Source organism: Kitasatospora sp. NPDC087271 (assembly GCF_044744605.1).
GTDB lineage: Bacteria > Actinomycetota > Actinomycetes > Streptomycetales > Streptomycetaceae > Kitasatospora.
Genome location: NZ_JBIUYQ010000011.1, coordinates 25,325 through 42,804 on the forward strand (window position 1 = coordinate 25,325; position 17,480 = coordinate 42,804).

The 17,480-nt window shown below is 72.7% G+C and carries 11 protein-coding genes; 10 read left to right on the top strand and 1 reads right to left on the bottom strand.

The genetic code is table 11. The features are described 5' to 3' along the window. The first annotated feature begins 238 nt into the window (after positions 1 to 238). The 10 genes from ACIO9K_RS19760 (at position 239) to ACIO9K_RS19805 (ending at position 14,014) form a co-directional block, all read left to right on the top strand. The gene (locus ACIO9K_RS19760; protein WP_400331425.1) at positions 239 to 5,185 is read left to right on the top strand and encodes an NAD-glutamate dehydrogenase; all 4,947 of its coding nucleotides are present in this window, start codon (positions 239 to 241) and stop codon (positions 5,183 to 5,185) included. Positions 5,186 to 5,605: 420 nt separating this feature from the next. After that, entirely contained in the window at positions 5,606 to 6,913 is a 1,308-nt protein-coding gene (locus ACIO9K_RS19765; RefSeq protein ID WP_363620134.1) for an ATP-binding protein, read from the top strand. Beyond that, complete coding sequence (locus ACIO9K_RS19770; RefSeq protein WP_350881088.1) at positions 6,910 to 7,320, top strand: roadblock/LC7 domain-containing protein; 411 nt, start codon at positions 6,910 to 6,912, stop codon at positions 7,318 to 7,320. The genes ACIO9K_RS19765 and ACIO9K_RS19770 overlap by 4 nt, the downstream gene beginning before the upstream one ends. Then, positions 7,317 to 7,691 (top strand): DUF742 domain-containing protein, encoded by a 375-nt coding sequence (locus tag ACIO9K_RS19775; protein WP_350881090.1) that lies wholly within the window; start codon positions 7,317 to 7,319, stop codon positions 7,689 to 7,691. Before ACIO9K_RS19770 ends, ACIO9K_RS19775 begins: the two co-directional genes overlap by 4 nt. Continuing rightward, positions 7,666 to 8,256: an ATP/GTP-binding protein gene (locus ACIO9K_RS19780; protein ID WP_350881092.1), complete on the top strand. Its 591-nt coding sequence runs from the start codon at positions 7,666 to 7,668 to the stop codon at positions 8,254 to 8,256. The genes ACIO9K_RS19775 and ACIO9K_RS19780 overlap by 26 nt, the downstream gene beginning before the upstream one ends. Before the next feature lie 73 nt (positions 8,257 to 8,329). Then, positions 8,330 to 9,715, top strand: a complete 1,386-nt coding sequence (locus ACIO9K_RS19785; protein WP_400331430.1) for a cytochrome P450 — start codon at positions 8,330 to 8,332, stop codon at positions 9,713 to 9,715. Positions 9,716 to 9,981: 266 nt separating this feature from the next. Further along, positions 9,982 to 11,172 (top strand): cytochrome P450, encoded by a 1,191-nt coding sequence (locus ACIO9K_RS19790; protein WP_400331738.1) that lies wholly within the window; start codon positions 9,982 to 9,984, stop codon positions 11,170 to 11,172. Positions 11,173 to 11,342: 170 nt separating this feature from the next. Continuing rightward, positions 11,343 to 12,113: an enoyl-CoA hydratase/isomerase family protein gene (locus tag ACIO9K_RS19795; RefSeq protein ID WP_400331741.1), complete on the top strand. Its 771-nt coding sequence runs from the start codon at positions 11,343 to 11,345 to the stop codon at positions 12,111 to 12,113. Between the two features lie 166 nt (positions 12,114 to 12,279). Further along, entirely contained in the window at positions 12,280 to 13,089 is an 810-nt protein-coding gene (locus ACIO9K_RS19800) for a hypothetical protein (RefSeq protein WP_400331433.1), read from the top strand. 70 nt (positions 13,090 to 13,159) lie between these two features. Next, positions 13,160 to 14,014: a hypothetical protein gene (locus ACIO9K_RS19805; protein ID WP_363620126.1), complete on the top strand. Its 855-nt coding sequence runs from the start codon at positions 13,160 to 13,162 to the stop codon at positions 14,012 to 14,014. A gap of 356 nt (positions 14,015 to 14,370) precedes the next feature. Here ACIO9K_RS19805 and ACIO9K_RS19810 read toward each other — a convergent pair whose 3' ends face one another. Next, positions 14,371 to 17,325: an FtsK/SpoIIIE domain-containing protein gene (locus tag ACIO9K_RS19810; RefSeq protein ID WP_400331436.1), complete on the bottom strand. Its 2,955-nt coding sequence runs from the start codon at positions 17,323 to 17,325 to the stop codon at positions 14,371 to 14,373. Positions 17,326 to 17,480: the final 155 nt, after the last annotated feature.

The following is a 17,480-nucleotide window of genomic DNA, read 5'->3' on the forward strand; positions in this document are numbered from 1 at the left end:
CGATCATCCTGCGGGTTTGCGCCTCCCTGTCCCTGTCCACCTTCGATTGATCCGGTTAGGCTGGCTGGCGTCGTCGGGTGGCTCCGCAGGACGAATCGTCCTACCCACTGCGAAGGTATTTCATGCGCGCCATGAAGCCTTTTCAGTTGGAAGGTGCGGCAGGATTGCGAGTGACCCGTCGGTGTACACCCACACACCACCGAGTCACGCAACGGCGCGCGACAGGAGCCAAGAAGTCATGCAGACCAAGCTGGACGCAGCCAAGGCCGACCTGCTCAAGAAGGCAGCCACAGCCGCTGAGAACAGCCAGGTGGGGGGAGCGGCGCCGGGGGAAGGCCTGAGCAACGGCGCTCTGACCGCGTACCTGCACCACTACTACCTCCACACCGCGCCCGAGGACCTGGTCGACCGCGACCCGGTCGACGTCTACGGCGCGGCGGCCTCCCACTACCGGCTGGGCCTCAAGCGCCCGCAGGGCACCGCCGAGGTGCGGGTGTACACCCCCTCGGTCGAGGAGAACGGCTGGTCCTGCGGCCACACCGTGGTCGAGGTCGTCACCGACGACATGCCCTTCCTGGTCGACTCCGTCACCAACGAGCTGTCCCGCCAGGACCGCGCCATCCACGTCGTGATCCACCCCCAGCTGGTCGTCCGCCGTGACATCACCGGCAAGCTGCTGGAGATCCTGGACGTCGACGCCTGCTCCCGCAGCCAGGCCGCCGGCACCGAGTGGCCCGCCGACGCGACCGTCGAGTCGTGGATGCACATCGAGATCGACCGCGAGACCGACCGCGACGACCTGCGCGCGATCGAGGCCGACCTGCGCCGGGTGCTCGGCGACGTCCGCGAGGTCGTCGAGGACTGGAGCAAGATGCGCGAGAGCGCGCTGCGCCTGGCCGACGAGCTCGCCGAGGAGCCCCCGACCGGCCTGCCCGAGCAGGAGGTCGGCGAGGCCTGGGAGCTGATGCGCTGGCTCGCCGACGACCACTTCACCTTCCTCGGCTACCGCGAGTACGACCTGGTCGAGCACGAGGGCGAGGAGGTCCTGAAGGCCGTCGCCGGGACCGGCCTCGGCATCCTGCGCTCCGACCCGCGCGGCCACGACGACCACCACCACCCGGCCAGCGAGGCCTTCGGCCGCCTCTCCGCGCCGGTCCGCGCCAAGGCCCACGAGAAGAAGCTGCTCGTCCTCACCAAGGCCAACAGCCGTTCCACCGTGCACCGTCCGTCCTACCTGGACTACGTCGGCGTCAAGAAGTTCAACGCCGCCGGCGAGCCGATCGGCGAGCGCCGCTTCCTCGGCCTGTTCTCCTCCGCCGCCTACACCGAGTCGGTCACCCGCATCCCGGTCGTGCGCCGCAAGGTGCAGGAGGTGCTCGAAGGCTCCGGCTTCTCCAGCGAGAGCCACGACGGCCGCGACCTGCTGCAGATCATGGAGACCTTCCCGCGGGACGAGATGTTCCAGACCGCGGCCTCCGAGCTGATCTCCATCGCCACCAGCGTGCTGTACCTCCAGGAGCGCCGTAAGCTGCGGCTCTTCCTGCGCCAGGACGAGTACGGGCGCTACTTCTCCGCGTTCATCTACCTGCCGCGCGACCGCTACACCACCCGGATCCGGCTGCTGCTCACCGACATCCTCAAGGAAGAGCTGAACGGCGCCACCATCGACTACACGGTGTACGCCACCGAGTCGGTGCTGACCCGTCTGCACTTCGTGGTCCGCGTCGCCCCCGGCACCGAACTGCCGCGGCTCACCGACTCCGACATCGAGCGGATCGAGAACCGCCTCGCCGAGGCCGCCCGGTTCTGGATGGACGGCTTCCACGACCAACTGCACACCGAACTGGGCGAGGAGAAGGCCGCCGAGCTCGGCCACAAGTACGCCAACGCCTTCCCCGACGGCTACCGCGCCGACTTCCCGCCGCGCACCGCCGTCGCCGACATCAAGCAGATCGAGTCGCTGCACGGCGAGGGCGACTTCCGCCTCAACCTGTACCAGCCGGTCGGCGCGGGCGACGACGAGCGCCGCTTCAAGGTCTACCGGGTCGGCGGCCCGATCTCGCTCACCGAGGTCCTGCCGGTGCTCCAGCGCCTGGGCGTCGAGGTGCTGGACGAGCACCCGTACGCGCTGCGCCGCTCCGACGACACCACCGCGTGGGTGTACGACTTCGGCCTGAGGCTGCGCGAGGCCACCGAGCTCACCGACGAGGCCCGCGAGCGCTTCCAGGAGACCTTCGCCGCCACCTGGACCGGCAAGGCCGAGAACGACGGCTTCAACGAGCTGGTCCTCACCGCCGGGCTGACCTGGCGCCAGGCGACGGTGCTGCGCGCGTACGCCAAGTACCTGCGCCAGGCGGGCTCCACGTTCTCCCAGGACTACATGGAGGACGCGCTCCGCAACAACACCCACACCACCCGGCTGCTGGTCAACCTGTTCGAGGCCCGGCTGAGCCCCAGCCACCAGCAGGGCGCCGCCGAGCTGACCGAGGGCATCCTGGAGGAGCTGTCCGGCGCGCTCGACGAGGTCGTCTCGCTGGACGAGGACCGCATCCTGCGCTCCTTCCTGCACCTCATCACGGCCACCCTGCGGACCAACTTCTTCCAGCACGACGGCTCCGGTGACTGGCACTCCTACGTGTCGATGAAGTTCGACCCGAAGGCCATCCCGGACCTGCCGGCCCCGCGCCCCGCGTTCGAGATCTGGGTGTACTCGCCGCAGGTCGAGGGCGTGCACCTGCGCTTCGGCAAGGTCGCCCGCGGAGGTCTGCGCTGGTCCGACCGGCGCGAGGACTTCCGCACCGAGATCCTCGGCCTGGTCAAGGCGCAGATGGTCAAGAACACCGTCATCGTGCCGGTCGGCGCCAAGGGCGGCTTCGTCGCCAAGCAGCTGCCGGACCCGTCGGTCGACCGGGACGCCTGGCTGGCCGAGGGCATCTCCTCGTACAAGACGTTCATCTCCGCGCTGCTCGACATCACCGACAACCTGGTCGCCGGCGAGGTCGTCCACCCGGCCGACGTCGTCCGCCACGACGAGGACGACACCTACCTCGTCGTCGCCGCCGACAAGGGCACCGCGACCTTCTCCGACATCGCCAACGGCGTCGCCGAGTCCTACGGCTTCTGGCTGGGCGACGCGTTCGCCTCCGGCGGTTCGGCCGGCTACGACCACAAGGGCATGGGCATCACGGCCCGCGGCGCCTGGGAGTCGGTCAAGCGCAACTTCCGCGAGCTCGGCGTCGACACCCAGACCGAGGACTTCAAGGTCATCGGCATCGGCGACATGTCCGGCGACGTCTTCGGCAACGGCATGCTGCTCAGCGAGCACATCCGCCTGGTCGCCGCCTTCGACCACCGCCACATCTTCCTCGACCCGAACCCGGACGCCGCCGCCTCCTACGCCGAGCGGCGCCGGCTCTTCGAACTGCCCCGCAGCTCCTGGGACGACTACGACAAGTCGCTGATCTCGGCCGGCGGCGGCGTCTTCCCGCGCACCGCCAAGTCGATCCAGCTCAGCACGCAGGTCCGGGCCGCCCTCGGCGTCCAGGACACCCGGCTCACCCCGGCCGAGCTGATGAAGGCGATCCTCCAGGCGCCGGTCGACCTGTTCTGGAACGGCGGCATCGGCACCTACGTCAAGGCCTCCACCGAGACCAACGCCGAGGTCGGCGACAAGGCCAACGACGCCATCCGCGTCAACGGCGACCAGGTCCGGGCCCGCGTCATCGGCGAGGGCGGCAACCTCGGCTGCACCCAGCTCGGCCGCATCGAGTACGCCGCGGTCGGCGGCCCCGAGAGCACCGGCGGCTGGATCAACACCGACGCCATCGACAACTCGGCCGGTGTGGACACCTCGGACCACGAGGTCAACATCAAGATCCTGCTCAACCAGGTCGTCTCCGACGGCGACATGACGGTCAAGCAGCGCAACGTCCTGCTGGCCGAGATGACCGACGAGGTCGGCCACCTGGTGCTGCGCAACAACTACGCGCAGAACGTGGTGCTGGCCAACGCCGTCGCCCAGGCGCACAGCATGGTCAACGTCCACTCCCGGATGATCAACCGGCTGGAGTCGGCCGGCCAGCTCGACCGGGGCCTGGAGTTCCTGCCCACCGAGCGCCAGATCCGCGAGCGCCAGCAGAACGGCCGCGGCCTCTCGCAGCCCGAGATGTCCGTCCTGCTCGCGTACACCAAGATCACGCTGGCCGAGGAGCTGCTCGCCACCGCGCTGCCCGACGACCCGTACTTCCGCACCGCGCTGCACGACTACTTCCCGAGCGCGCTGCGGGCCCGGTTCGCCGACGCGATCGACAACCACGCGCTGCGCCGCGAGATCATCACCACCCTGATCGTCAACGACACGATCAACCGCGGCGGCTGCACCTTCGCCTTCCGGCTGAAGGAGGAGACCGGCGCGACCTACGAGGAGATCGCCCGGACCCACACCGCCGCCAGGGCCGTGTTCGACCTGGAGGACATCTGGGCCGAGATCGAGGGCCTGGACAACGAGGTCACGGCCCGCGTCCAGACCAAGATGCGGCTGCACTCGCGGCGCCTGGTCGAGCGTGCCACCCGGTGGATGCTCAACAACCGCCGCCAGCCGCTCGACATCGCCGGCACCATCGAGTTCTTCCACGACCGGGTCGACCAGGTCTGGGGCTCGCTGCCCAAGCCGCTGCGCGGCGACGACCTGGTCTGGTTCGAGGCCGTCTACAACGAGCTCGCCTCGGCCGGGGTGCCGGAGGAACTGGCGACCCGGATCGCCGGCCTCTCCTCGACCTTCCCGACCCTGGACATCAGCGAGGTCGCGGACCGCTCCGACAAGGACGTCGCCGAGGTCGCCGAGCTCTACTACGACCTCGCCGACCGCCTCCAGATCACCCACCTGCTCGACCGCATCATCGAGCTGCCCCGCACCGACCGCTGGTCGTCGATGGCCCGGGCCGCGATCCGCGAGGACCTCTTCGCGGCGCACGCGGCGCTGACCGCCGACATCCTCGCCTGCGGCCCCGAGGGCGCCACCCCGGAGGAGCGCTACGGCGCCTGGGCGGACCTCAACGCCACCCTGCTGAACCGTGCCAAGAGCACCCTCGACGACATAAGGGGTTCGGACAACTACGAGCTGTCCAGCCTCTCGGTCGCGATGCGCGTCATCCGCACCCTCCTGCGCACGGGCTCCATGCGCTGACGGCCGGCGGTACAGCCAGGCGGCGGGCCCGCGTCCACGGACGCGGGCCCGCCGCTTTTCGCGGCCGGCCGACGGGCGGCGGATTCCGGATGGTGACGGAGTCGTCACGCTGCGCACGAGCCGGGGTGTGGTCGGGATATGTCCTTGCGATTAACGTCGCGCTACGAAGTCCGCCAAGCCTCACCGGAGTTCCCGGCCGGTCGCGGAAATTCGCCCCAACTGCCCTTTTTGGTAGCTGTTCTGACCTACCAGGAGTTGCAGTAGGCTGACTCCGCGATAGGCGTCGCCGCAGGTCCCGTGCCGGAAAGCACCGCGATGTGATGTGACATCAGGTGTCTTTCGGAGGGGGTCAGGCCGCCAGTCCCATTCGCGCCTTGGGGCCCGGACCGGCTCCACGCGGTGCCACCTGAAGAGAGTTTCATGACGTCATTTGTGCAGGAACCCTTTTTCTGGGTCTTCATCGTGGTGATGCTCGTAGCCGTCGGAGCGGCCCTCCAGGCCCGCAGGACGAACCTCGCCCTGCGGCGGCGAAACGTTTCCCTGGAGGAAGCCAGCGCCCTGGCGCAGCGGCAGCGCGACGAGTTCGCCGTGCTGCACGACCACCTGCGGAGCCAGCACGCGTCCGAGCTGACGGACGTCCGCCGCGACGCCGAGGAGGACACCAAGGCCGTCCTCAAGGCGGCGATGCGGACGCTGCAGGGCTTGGCCGACGAGCAGCAGGTCGTCATCGACAAGGTGCAGCGGAAGTACGGCGACAGCCCGCAGATCCTGGCCGACCTGATGACGATCGACCACACGAACAGCCAGTTCGGCCGGCGTGCCCAGGGCATCGCGGTGCTCTGCGGCGGCTGGCTGGGCCGCCGCGAGAGCGTCGCCTCGGTCTACGACGTGGTCCGCAGCGCCCAGGGCCGGATCCGGCACTTCGACCGGGTGCGGATCCACTCCCAGGTCAGCGTCGCGCTCGTCAGCAAGGTCGTCGAGCCGGTCGCCGTCGTGCTGTCCGAGCTGCTCGCCAACGCGACCAACTACTCCGCCCCGGACACCCCGGTGGAGGTCAGCGTCCAGGCCGTCCCCACCGGCGTCTGCCTGATCGTCGACGACGCCGGCCTCGGCATGGGCCAGGAGGAGAAGGACCGCGCGGCGGTGCTCCTGAACCCGGGCGCGCCGATCGGCCTCACCAGCCTGGGCAACCCACCGAAGTTCGGCTTCGCCGTCTCCGGCATGCTGGCCGCCCGCTACGGCTTCCGGGTCTCCGTCGACTCGGTCTCCCCGTACGGGGGCGTGCGGGCCGTGGTGCTGCTGCCGGCCGAGCTGCTCAGCAGCGAGGTCGCGGCCCCGGCCACCGCCGTGCACGGCGACCACCAGGCCGCGCACGGTGACCACCAGGGCGCGCACGGCGACTACCAGGCCCCCCCGGCGGAGCAGCCCGCGCCGGCCTGGGCGCAGGCCCCCGGTCAGCGGCTCGTGTCGCTGCCCGAACCGGCGGCGCCCCTGGCCCCGGTGCCGCCGGCGGCGGTGACGGAACCGGAGATGACCGCGGACGGACAGCTGCCCCGCCGTCGCCGCCACCGCCCGGTGTCGGTCCTCCCCTCCCCGCAGGACCCCGGCCGGGCCGAGGCGCCGGTACGGAGCCCCGGCCAGAACACGCCGTCCCGCCTCGGCGCGTTCCAGCGCGGCACGCTGTCCGGGCGTAACACCACGAACACGGAAGGAACCGAGATCCAGTGAGCCGCGATCTTTCCTGGGTGCTCAACGACGTACTCCAGGTACCCGGCGCCCGGCACGCCATCCTCGTCTCCGCCGACGGCCTCCTGCTCGAACGGTCCAGCGAGATAGGCCGTGACGAGGCGGAGACCAACGCCGCCGCGATGAGCTCGATGCAGTCGCTGAGCCGCGCGGTCGCCCCGTTCGTCGGCGGAGACGGCGCAGGCGCCGGGGTCTGGCGCCAGACCCTGCTGGAGTACGACCACGGCTGGATCTTCCTGATCGCGGCCGGCAGCGGCGCGTACCTGGCCGCCTCCACCGCCCCCGACGTCGACATGGAGGCGATGTCCTTCCGGATGCAGCAGCAGGTGGGCGCGCTCGGACGGGCGATGTCGGCGGCGCCGCGCCAGAGCACGCTCAGCGGCTCATGACGGCCGGCGGCGAGGAACAGCGGGTCACCGGCGGTTTCATCCGCTCCTACGTGATCACCGGTGGGCGCGAGTTACCGAGCGCGGAAGCCCTGTCTCTGATCACCTTGGTCACCGTCGCGCCCGAGCAGGACCTCCCTGCCCTGCCGAGCCCGGAGACCCGGGCGATCTGGGAGCTGTGCTCCGGCGGCTACCTCTCGGTGGCCGAGGTCGCGGCCCGGCTGGAGCTGCCGGTGGGGGTCGTGAGGCTGCTGCTGACGGACCTGATCCATGAGGGACGGTTGCTGTGCCGGTCGGCCCCGCCCCCGGCCCAGGCCCCGGATCCGAGACTTCTAGAGAAGGTACTGCATGGACTTCAACGCCGGTTCGCCTGAGGACATCTACGTCCCGGGCGCGGTGACGACCGCGGTCAAGATCCTGGTCGTGGGGCACTTCGCGGTCGGCAAGACCACGCTCATCGGGGCCTTGTCGGAGATCGCCCCGCTGAGCACCGAGGAGAGCATGACGCAGGCGTCCATCCGCGTCGACGACCTCCGCGGCGTACCGGACAAGAAGACCACGACCGTCGCCCTGGACTTCGGCCGGCTGACACTCGGCGACGACCTGGTGCTGTACCTGTTCGGCACGCCGGGGCAGCAACGGTTCATGCAGCTCTGGGAGGACATGGCACGGGGTGCGCTGGGGGCGCTGCTGCTGGCCGACCCGACCCGCCTCGCGGACACCTTCCCCGTCATCGACCTGATCGAGCAGTACGGCCTGGAGTACGCCGTGGCGGTCAACAGCTTCGACCGGCAGGACGAGTACACCGAGGACCAGCTGCGCGAGGCGCTCGACCTGCTGCCGCACACCCCGGTGGTGTTCTGCGACGCGCGGGACCAGCGTTCCTCGGCCAACGCCCTGCTGACGCTCGTCCGGCACCTGCTCGACCGCGCCTCCTGACCTCCCCCACGCCTCCCTCCCCTCACGCCTCCCGGGTCCGCACCCGCCCGGGGCCACCTCCAAGGAACGACCCATGGAATCTCCGCAGCGACCCGCCCCGCAGTCGCCTCCGCAGGGCTGCCCGATGCACGTCGGCGTGAGCACACCGCTCTACGGGGAGATGTTCTCGTCCGACCCCGGCGCGGTCTACGACAAGCTGCGCGCCAACGGTCCCGCCGCGCCGGTGGAGTTGGCCCCGGGGGTCGAGGCCACCCTGGTCACCTCGCACGAGGCCGCTCTGCGGGTGCTGCAGAACCCGGGGATGTTCGCCCGGGACTCGCGGCGCTGGGCGGCGCTCAACGAAGGACGGGTGCCGCTGGACAGCCCCGTCCTGCCGATGATGTTCTACCGGCCCAACTGCCTCTTCACGGACGGCGCCGAGCACCTGCGGCTGCGCAAGGCCGTCACCGAGAGCCTGGGCCGGCTCAACGACAACCGGCTCAACCGGCACGTCGAGCGGATCGCCGGCTACCTGATCGACCAGTTCAGTCCGCTGGGCCGGGCCGACCTGCTCAACGACTACGCCAAGCTGCTGCCGCTGCTGCTGTTCAACCAGCTGTTCGGCTGCCCGGCCGACATCGGCGACCGGCTGACCCGCAGCATGTCCGCGCTCTTCGACGGCCTCGACGTGATCCAGGCCAACGAGGAGCTGACCGCCTGCCTGATGGACCTGGTCGCGCTGAAGCGCCGCCAGCCCGGCGACGACATCACCTCGTGGCTCATCCAGCACCCGGCCGGCCTGCGGGACGAGGAGCTCAAGGACCAGCTGGTCATGCTGATGGGCGCCGGCGTCGAGCCCGAGCGCAACCTGATCGGCAACGCGCTGCTCCTGCTGCTGTCCGGCGAGGGCCGCTCCGGACTGCGCATCGAGGACGCCCTCGACGACGTGCTGTGGAACAACCCGCCGATCGCCAACTACGCCACGCACTACCCGATGCAGGACCTCGACGTGGGCGGGGTCCCGATGGACGCGGGCAGCCCGGTGGTGATCAGCTTCGCCGCCGCCAACAGCGACCCCGCGCTGACGGACGCCCGGCTGACCCTCAGCAAGGGGGCCCACCTCGCCTGGGGCGCCGGCCCGCACGCGTGCCCGGCCAAGTCCCCGGCCCAGCTGATCGCCCTGAGCGCGATCGAGTGCCTGCTCAACGCCCTCCCGGACGTCACGCTCGCGGTGCCCGCGGAGAGCGTGGAGTGGCGGCCGGGCCCGTTCCAGCGCGGCCTGGTCTCGCTGCCGGTGCGGTTCAGCCCGGCGCCCGCCCGCACCACGCGGCCGGCCGCGGGTGCGGACACCGCGCCGGGCGGATCGCCGGTCGGCCCCGAGACGACGCAGGCGTACCCGCAGGCCACCGCCCCCGCGCCGGGCCGGGCCGGGCAGAAGAAGGGGTGGTGGAGCTCCTTCCTGGACGTCTTCCGGGTCTGACACGCCCCGGGCTCCGATCCGACGCGCCGTCGGAAGCCGTTCCGCCACCGCGGCGTGAACGGAGTCCGACGGCGGTGCGGGTACGTGACGGGGGCAACACGGATCGACGCTTGAGCGCGCTGTTGCTGGGTAGATCGCCGCCGTACTGCCCGCCCGCGCGTAAGGAGCCCCGTGTGACCGCCACGTTGGAAGCCCGCCCCGCAGACCCGGAGCGCCCGGACGGAAGGGTGGTCGACCGCCGTGCCGCCGTGCCGCTCCTGCGCAGGCTGCGGTCGGCCGAGGGACTCGCCGACCCGAGCCCGGTCTACGACGGGCTGCGGGCGCTGGGAGACCTCGTCCCGGCGCCCTGGGGCGGCTACCTGGTCACCGGGTACGACGCGTGCGACCAGGTCCTGCGCGGCAGGACCTGGCTCGTCCCCGATTTCGCCTGGCAGGAACGGCAGACCGGGACGGAGCGCTGGGAGGCCGTCGCCACCCAGGAGATGAGCCGGACGCTCTCCCGGCTCAACGCCCCCGAGCACACCCGGCAGCGGCGCAGCCTCGGAAACCTCTTCAACCACGCCACCCTGCGGGACATGCAGCCGGAGATCGAGGCCGACGTCGCCGGGCTGCTCGACCGCCTGGCCGAGCGAATACGGGCGGACGGCGAGGCGGACCTCTCGTCCCTGGTCAGCGAGCAGCTGCCGATCGGCACCGTCGGGCGCTGGCTGGACATCGACCCGGCGGACTACCCGCACATCCTGACGATGACCCACAACCAGGTGCACGCCCAGGAACTCCTGCCCACCAAGAGCCAGCTGGCGGTTTCGGAGCAGGCCACCATGGACCTGCGCGAGTACTTCACCCGCCTCGTCCGGGAGCGCCGCGACAACGACGGCGACGACGTGATCGCCGGCTGGATCCGTACCTGGGACGCGCTGGAGTCCGACCGCGAGGCCACCGACCGGATGGTCTACCAGCTCACCATGTTCGTCACCATCGCCTCGCTGGAGACCACGGCGACGCTGCTCTCCTCGCTGGTGTGGTCGCTGCTGCGGTCGCCCGGCCGGTGGGAGTGGCTGCGGGAGCGGCCGGAGCACATCGACGACGCGATCGACGAGGCGCTGCGCTACGACCCGCCGATCCGCGTCAACAGCCGCGTCGCGGGCGAGGACACCGAGCTGGCCGGGGTGTTCCTGCCCAAGGACACCATGGTCCACGTGATGTACGGCGCGGCGAACCGCGATCCGCGCCGCAACCCGGACCCGCACGCCTTCGACGTGCTCCGCCGGGGCACCCACCTCACCTTCGGCGGCGGCGCCCACTACTGCCTCGGGGCGGGCCTGGCCAGGCTGGAGGCACGTGCCCTGCTCGGCCAGCTGTTGCGGCGCTTCCCGACCCTGCGGGCGGTGAGCCCGCCCGAGTACGCACCCCGGATGGTCTTCCACCGGGTGACGTCCCTGAGAGTGGCCGCATGAACGTGTCCCCGCAGGTTCCCCAGGTTCCCCAGGTGCCCCAGGTGCCCCAGGTTCCGCAGTACCCGCCGTACGCGGCGCAGCCGTCGTACCTCCCGTACCCGTACCCGTACCCCGAGCCCGTCGCGTCGCCCGCCCCGTCGCCCGCCCCGGAGCCCGTCCCCGCGCCCGCGGTGGCCCGTACGGTCCGTACCGAGCGCCAGGGCCCCGTGCTCCACATCGAGCTGGACAGCCCGGCGACCGGGAACGCCGTCACCTCGGCCATGCTGGACGAACTCCTCGCCGTGCTGGCCGTGCCCGACCCGGCCGTGCGCGTGATCGTGCTGTCCGGGGCCGGCCGGGACTTCTGCCTCGGCGGCGACCGGGACGAACTCTTCGCGGGCCTGGACCAGGACCCGACCGGCGGCGGCATACGGAACTACGGGGAGAAGGCCCGCAGGGTCTGCGATGCCCTCACCAACAGCTCCGCCGTGACCGTCGCGCGGGTCCAGGGCCGGGCCACCGGTGCCGGTTTCGCCCTGGCGCTCGCCTGCGACCTGCGGGTCGGCGCCGACAACGCCGTCTTCCGGCTGCCCGAGCTGGCCCTGGGCCTGCCCGTCGCCTGGGGCGGCCTGCTGCCCCGGCTGCTCCACGAGGTCGGCGCGGCCAGGGTCCGCGAGATCATCCTCACCAGCCGCCCGGTCGGCGCGGTGGAGGCGCGGGAGCTCGCCATCCTGCAACGCGTCGTCCCCGAGCAGGACCTGGACGGGGCGGTGGCCGAGTGGGTCAGGCCCGTCACCCGCCGCCCCGAGGCCGCACTGAGGGTCACCAAGACGCTGCTCGCCTCCCACGCGGCGGCCACCCGGCTGGCCGACGCCTCCGTGCTCGACTCCGAGTTGATGGCCTCGGTCCTCGCCGCCGCCCACTACACCCGCGGCCTCGCCGCGCAGCCCCCGGCCCACTGACCGGCAGCTGCCGTCCGCCGCCTACGGAAGACGGCGGACGGCGGGGTGGCCAGTCGTCGGCCGTTCACGGCGACGTCCCTTCCGCTGGTGTGGAAACCGATTGTGGATCATGCCCGCATATTCGCTACCGTGTGTGATCGACACAGGGGAGGGGATCACCGTGGGGATGACGCGCAGCGCGCGCACGGCGGGGGCCGTACTGACGATGGCTCTGGTCGTGGCCGGAGCGGCGGCCTGCGAGGGCGGCAAGGACGCGGGGCGGAAGACCGGCGCGACCGCAGCGGTCAGTACGCCGCCGCAGCCGTTCGGCACCGGCGGCTACCGCGGACTGCGGCTGTCGATGACCAAGGACGAGGCGCTCGCCTCCGGAGCCCTGGAGCCGTCGCCGGTCTCGCTGTTCAACGGCTGCACCGACTACGCGTACAAGGGCGGCCCGGCGCCGGACCCGGTCCGGATGGCGGCCGAGACGGAGGCCCGCGCGAAGTCCGACAAGGCGATTGCCAGGATCGACGAGATGCGGGCGAACCGGAAGCCGTTCGAGACCCTGGCGCCCGGGGCCTCGCCGGAGGAGATGGTGAAGCACAGCGAGCGCCTCCAGGAGCGGCTGAAGCAGGAGGCCGCCGAACGGCAGGAGTCCGACGCGCTGTTCAAGGAGGCGGACGTCATCGTGACCGCCCGTAAGAACCGGGACCAGGCCTTCCTGGCCACCGGCCGGGTCAACTTCGGCACCGAGGGCCTGCGCCAGCTGGTCGCCCCGGCGGACGCCCGCACCGCCGAGGGAGTCGGCGCCGGTTCGGCGGAGGACGAGCTCAAGCGAGCCTACGAGGGCAAGGCCCTCAAGCCGACCGAGGACGGCAAGTACGAACTCCCGGCCGAGGGCGGCAACGGCGGCCCGGGCTGGTTCTACGAGTTCACCATGGCCGAGGGCAAGGTCGCCGGCCTCGCCCTGGTCAAGCACAACACGTACTGCTCCTGAGAAACCGCCTGTAGGCCGTGGTCGCACTCTCGATGCGGCGACCATCGAATGATCAAGTGAAGGTTGTGGCATGAGGAAGAACCGAGCCTCGGTCCGCGCAGTGGGCGTGGGCATCTCGGTGGCACTGCTGGTCGCCGGTGCGGCGGCCTGTACGTCCGATGACAAGAAGGACGAGAAGGACACCGCGAAGGCTCCGGCCGCCACCGGGGCGCCCGCGGCGACGCCCGCGCCCGCCTCCACGTCGAAGGGTCCGGAGGCCTTCGCGGCGGCCGGGTACCGGGGGTTGAAGCCGGGGATGGCCAAGGACGCCGGGCTGGCCACCGGCGCTCTGGAGAGCGTGCCGGTCTCGCTGCTCGACGGCTGCACGGACTTCGTCTACAAGGGCGGCCCGGCGCCGGACCAGGCCCGGATGACCGCCGAGGCGGCCACCGAGGCCCGCTACAAGGACCTGAACGCCAAGGCCGACGCGGCCTCGGGCAAGGCGCCCGCCCCGGGGGGCACCCTGCCGCCGAACGCCTCCGCCAAGGACGCGGCCGCCGCCGCCGCGGGCTCCGCCGCCGGGGCCAAGGGCTTGGCCGACGCCGCCAAGGCGATCGCGGACGCGACGATGGCCCTGGTCGACCTGCGGTTCGCCCAGGAGGCCAAGGACAAGGCGTACCTGGCCACCGGCCGGGTCTCCTTCGCGGCGACGGGCCTGCGCGAACTGGTCGCCCCGGCCGAGGCGAAGACGGCCGAGGGCCTCGGGGCCGGCTCCACCGTGGAGGCGCTCCAGCAGGCGTACGGCGCCAAGGGCCTCCAGCTCGCCAAGGGCGGCAAGTACGTGATGCCGGTCGAGGGGCAGCAGGGCTGGCAGTACGAGTTCACCGTGGACGGCGACAAGGTCGCCGGGATGGCCGTGGTGAACCGCGAGATCAAGTGCGCCTGACCGCCTGACGGGTGGATGAAGGGCCGCCCGTGGTGGTCAGCCGTCGAACGCCACCACGGGAAGCCCGGGCCGTCCGCGCAGGGCCGCACGGGCCCGGGTGACGCCGCCGGGGGGCGACGGTGCTCCGGCGTCGACGGCGACGGTCCTGCCGCCGCGGCCCGCACGGGCGCGGCAGAACCCCGGGCGGGGCACCGGGTCGTGGCAGCGCCCGCATTCGGCGTACGAGGCCGGTCGGGCGGGCCCGCGTCCTCGGATGTGGGCCCGCCGGTTCCCGGGTGTCTCGGGGAGGTCCGTACGTGCACCGCCCCTGCCGCGATGGTGATCGCGGCAGGGGCGGTGGAGGTCGTTCTGCCCGGTCAGTGGGCGGCCGCGCGTTGGAGGGCGCTGGCGAGGAGGGCGAGGTCGGTGGGGCCGTTGCCGAGTTCGCGGACCGGGCGGCGGGCGGGTGGGGCACCGAGTTGGAGCGGGTCGATCGCGACGACGGTGGGGCGCAGGGTGGCGGTGCGCGGGATGCGGCCGCTGATCCGGGCGGTCTGGAAGGCGGTGACGCCGCCGTCCGGCAGGCGCAGGTAGCCGCGGCCGGGGGTGTCCTCGGGCAGGGCGGCCGCGTCGCCGAGGTGGATCAGCAGGTCGGAGTCGGCCGGGTCCTCGGTGCGCAGCGCGATGCGGAGCAGGGCGGCCTCGTCGACCTCGGTGCCGGCGCTCTCCTCCGGGTGGCCGGTGGTGACCGCGAGGTGGACGCCGAGCGGGCCGCCGTGGCGGGCGACGGCGGCGAGGGCGCGGGCGAGCGGGCGGCCGGCCGGGGAGGTGGGGGAGAGCAGGGCGTCGTAGTCGTCCACGACGACGACCAGGCGGGCGGGGCAGGGGACGGCGGCGGGGGAGGTGACCGGCCGGGCGCCGTCGCCGCTGCGCGGGTGGATGATCTTCGGGGTGGCGGCGGAGGCCGCGCCGACGACGGCGGGCACCGGGACGGCCGGGTGTCCGACGAGGCTCTGTCCGGCCTGGCCCTGCCCGTCCAGGCTCTGGGCGTCCAGGCTCTGCCCGTCCAGGATGCGGGCGGCGTGCCAGGAGGCGAAGTCCAGTCCGTCGAACAGCCGCTCGCGCAGGGCGAGTTCGTCCTCCAGGGCCTCCGCGGCGAGCAGCGCGGCCCGCGGGTCGTCGGCGGCGTTCACCAGACCGGTGACGTGCGGCAGTTCGGTGCAGCCGTCCAGGCCGTCCTCGGTGGACCGGCCCTCGATGAGGGTGACGGTGAGGCGCTCGGGGCGTTCGGAGACGGCGAGCGAGGCGACCAGGGTGCGCAGCAGCTCGGTCTTGCCGGAGCCGCGGGCGCCGCCGATGAGCAGGTGCGGGCCGCCCGGGTCGGGGGAGGGGAGGGCGAGTTCGGGGTCGGCCAGGTCGAGCGTGCAGAGCTCGTCCCGGGTGGTGCCGAGCAGCGCGGTGGCGGCGCCGATGCCGCCGGCGTGCGCCGCCCAGCGGGCGGACAGCTTGGCCGGGGTGACGGTGTCGAGCTGGAGCAGGTCGAGCAGCCGCAGCGCGTCGGGCAGCGGGCCGCGGGCGGCCGGGGCGGCCTCGCGCAGCGGGGCGAGCACGCGGGCGAGCCGTTCGGCCCAGGCGTCGGAGACGGCGTCCAGGGAGACCTCGTGCAAGGTCTCCCTGCCGCGGGCGACGGGGCGGTCGAGGGAGAGCTGGGTGCCGACCTCGCCGGTGATCAGGGCGGTGGCGCCGAGGCCGCGGGGGAGCAGTTCGGGCTGCTCGGCGAGGCAGACCGGGAAGATGCCGACGGCCGGTCCCTGGCGCAGCAGCAGGTCGACGGCCTGCCGGGCGGTCTCGGTGGTCGGGCGGCCGTCCACCACGACGACGGTGGCGGGGTGGCCGCCGAGGCCGGCCGGGCCGCTGAGCCGGGCGGTGAGTTCGGTCAGCCGGGCGGTGGCCTGTTCGTCGTCGAGGCCGAGCAGCAGGCGGCAGTCCTGGCCGTCGGCGGGGCGCAGGTGGGGCAGCCAGAGGGCCCAGGCCCAGGTGTCCGCGCGTTCTTCGGGGGTGCGGGCCTGGTCGGCGTCGACGACGACCAGGCTCAGGCCGGTCGGCGGGTGCAGGGCGGCGAGCTGGGCGACGACGGCGCGGGTGAGCGCGTCCAGGCGTTCGCGCGGGCCGCTGAGGCCGAGGCTGCCGGCGGTCTGCAGGTCGAGGGTGACGGGGACGGCGGGCAGCATGGTGCCGGGCGCGGTGCCGGGGCCGCCGGGGCGGTCGGCGGTGCCCAGGCGCAGGGTGAGCGCGTCGGGGTGGCCGGGGCCGCGCTCCCAGAGCCGGGGGCCGGGGCCGACGGCGTTGAGCAGCAGGGTGGCGAGATCCGGCCATCGTTCGCGCTGGGCGGCGGCCTGGCGCAGCCGTACGGCGGTGTGGTGGCGTTCGGCGCTCTCCTGGCCGGGCGGTTCGGCGGTGCGGCCGAGCCGCAGCGAGAGCAGGCCGCGGCCGCGGCCGGGGGCGGGTTCGGGGGCCGCTGGCGGTTCGGCCACCGGCGGGGCGGGGCGGACCGGGCCGGGGGCGGCGAGCTGGAGGTGGCCGTGGCCGTCGGGCAGGGCGGCGCGGCCGGTGCCGTCGGCCGGGTCGGGGGCGGCCACGTGCAGGGTGGATTCGCCGATGCGCAGCAGGGCGCCGGCTTCCAGCGGGACGGCTTCCTCGGGGGCTCCGGGCGGGACGAGCCGACCGTCCAGGGTGGTGCCGTTGGTGGAGCCGAGGTCGCGGACGGTGATCCTGCCGTCGTCGGCGAGGTGCAGGGCCAGGTGCAGCCGGGAGACGTCGGGGTCGTCGAGCGGGACGTCGGCTTCGCCGGAGCGGCCGATCCGGATCTCCCGGCCGTGCAGCCGGTGCACTCCGCCGGCGTCCGGGCCGCCGACCACGCGCAGTTCGGCGGCGGCGGGGGTGTCGTCGGGGTCGTCGGCGGTCGGGTCGGCCTCGTTGAGGCTGAGGACGGCCCCGTCGAGGAGCGGGGGGTGGCCGAGCAGCGTGTGCTCGTCGACCCGGTGCGCCCCGGCGTACAGGTGCACGTGGGTGGCGGCCCGGGGCCCGCGCACGCCGACGGCGCCCGCGAGGGCGCCCGCGAGGGAGCCGAGCGCGGTGCCGACGGGTGCGGTGACCAGCACGTCCACGTAGGGGATGGCGGAGCCGGCGGCGGTCGGGCCGCTGCGCGGTCGGAGGACGGTCAGCCGGATCTGCATCTCGCCCGCGGGTCCCTTCTGCTGGTGTGGAGCCTGGTACCGCTGCCCGGTGTCGTCGCGGGCGCGCGGGGCGGCCGCGGCGACCCTTTGGGCCACACGAGTGGCGAGTGTCCATCCTGCCATCCGTCACGGACAGTCCGCGCACCGTACCGGATTTGACGATCTTGCGATCATCGCCATGGTGGAGGCGACGGAGGGTCAGGTCAACCGGTGCGGCGGGGGCCCTGCCGGCGGGCCCGCCGAACCGGTCC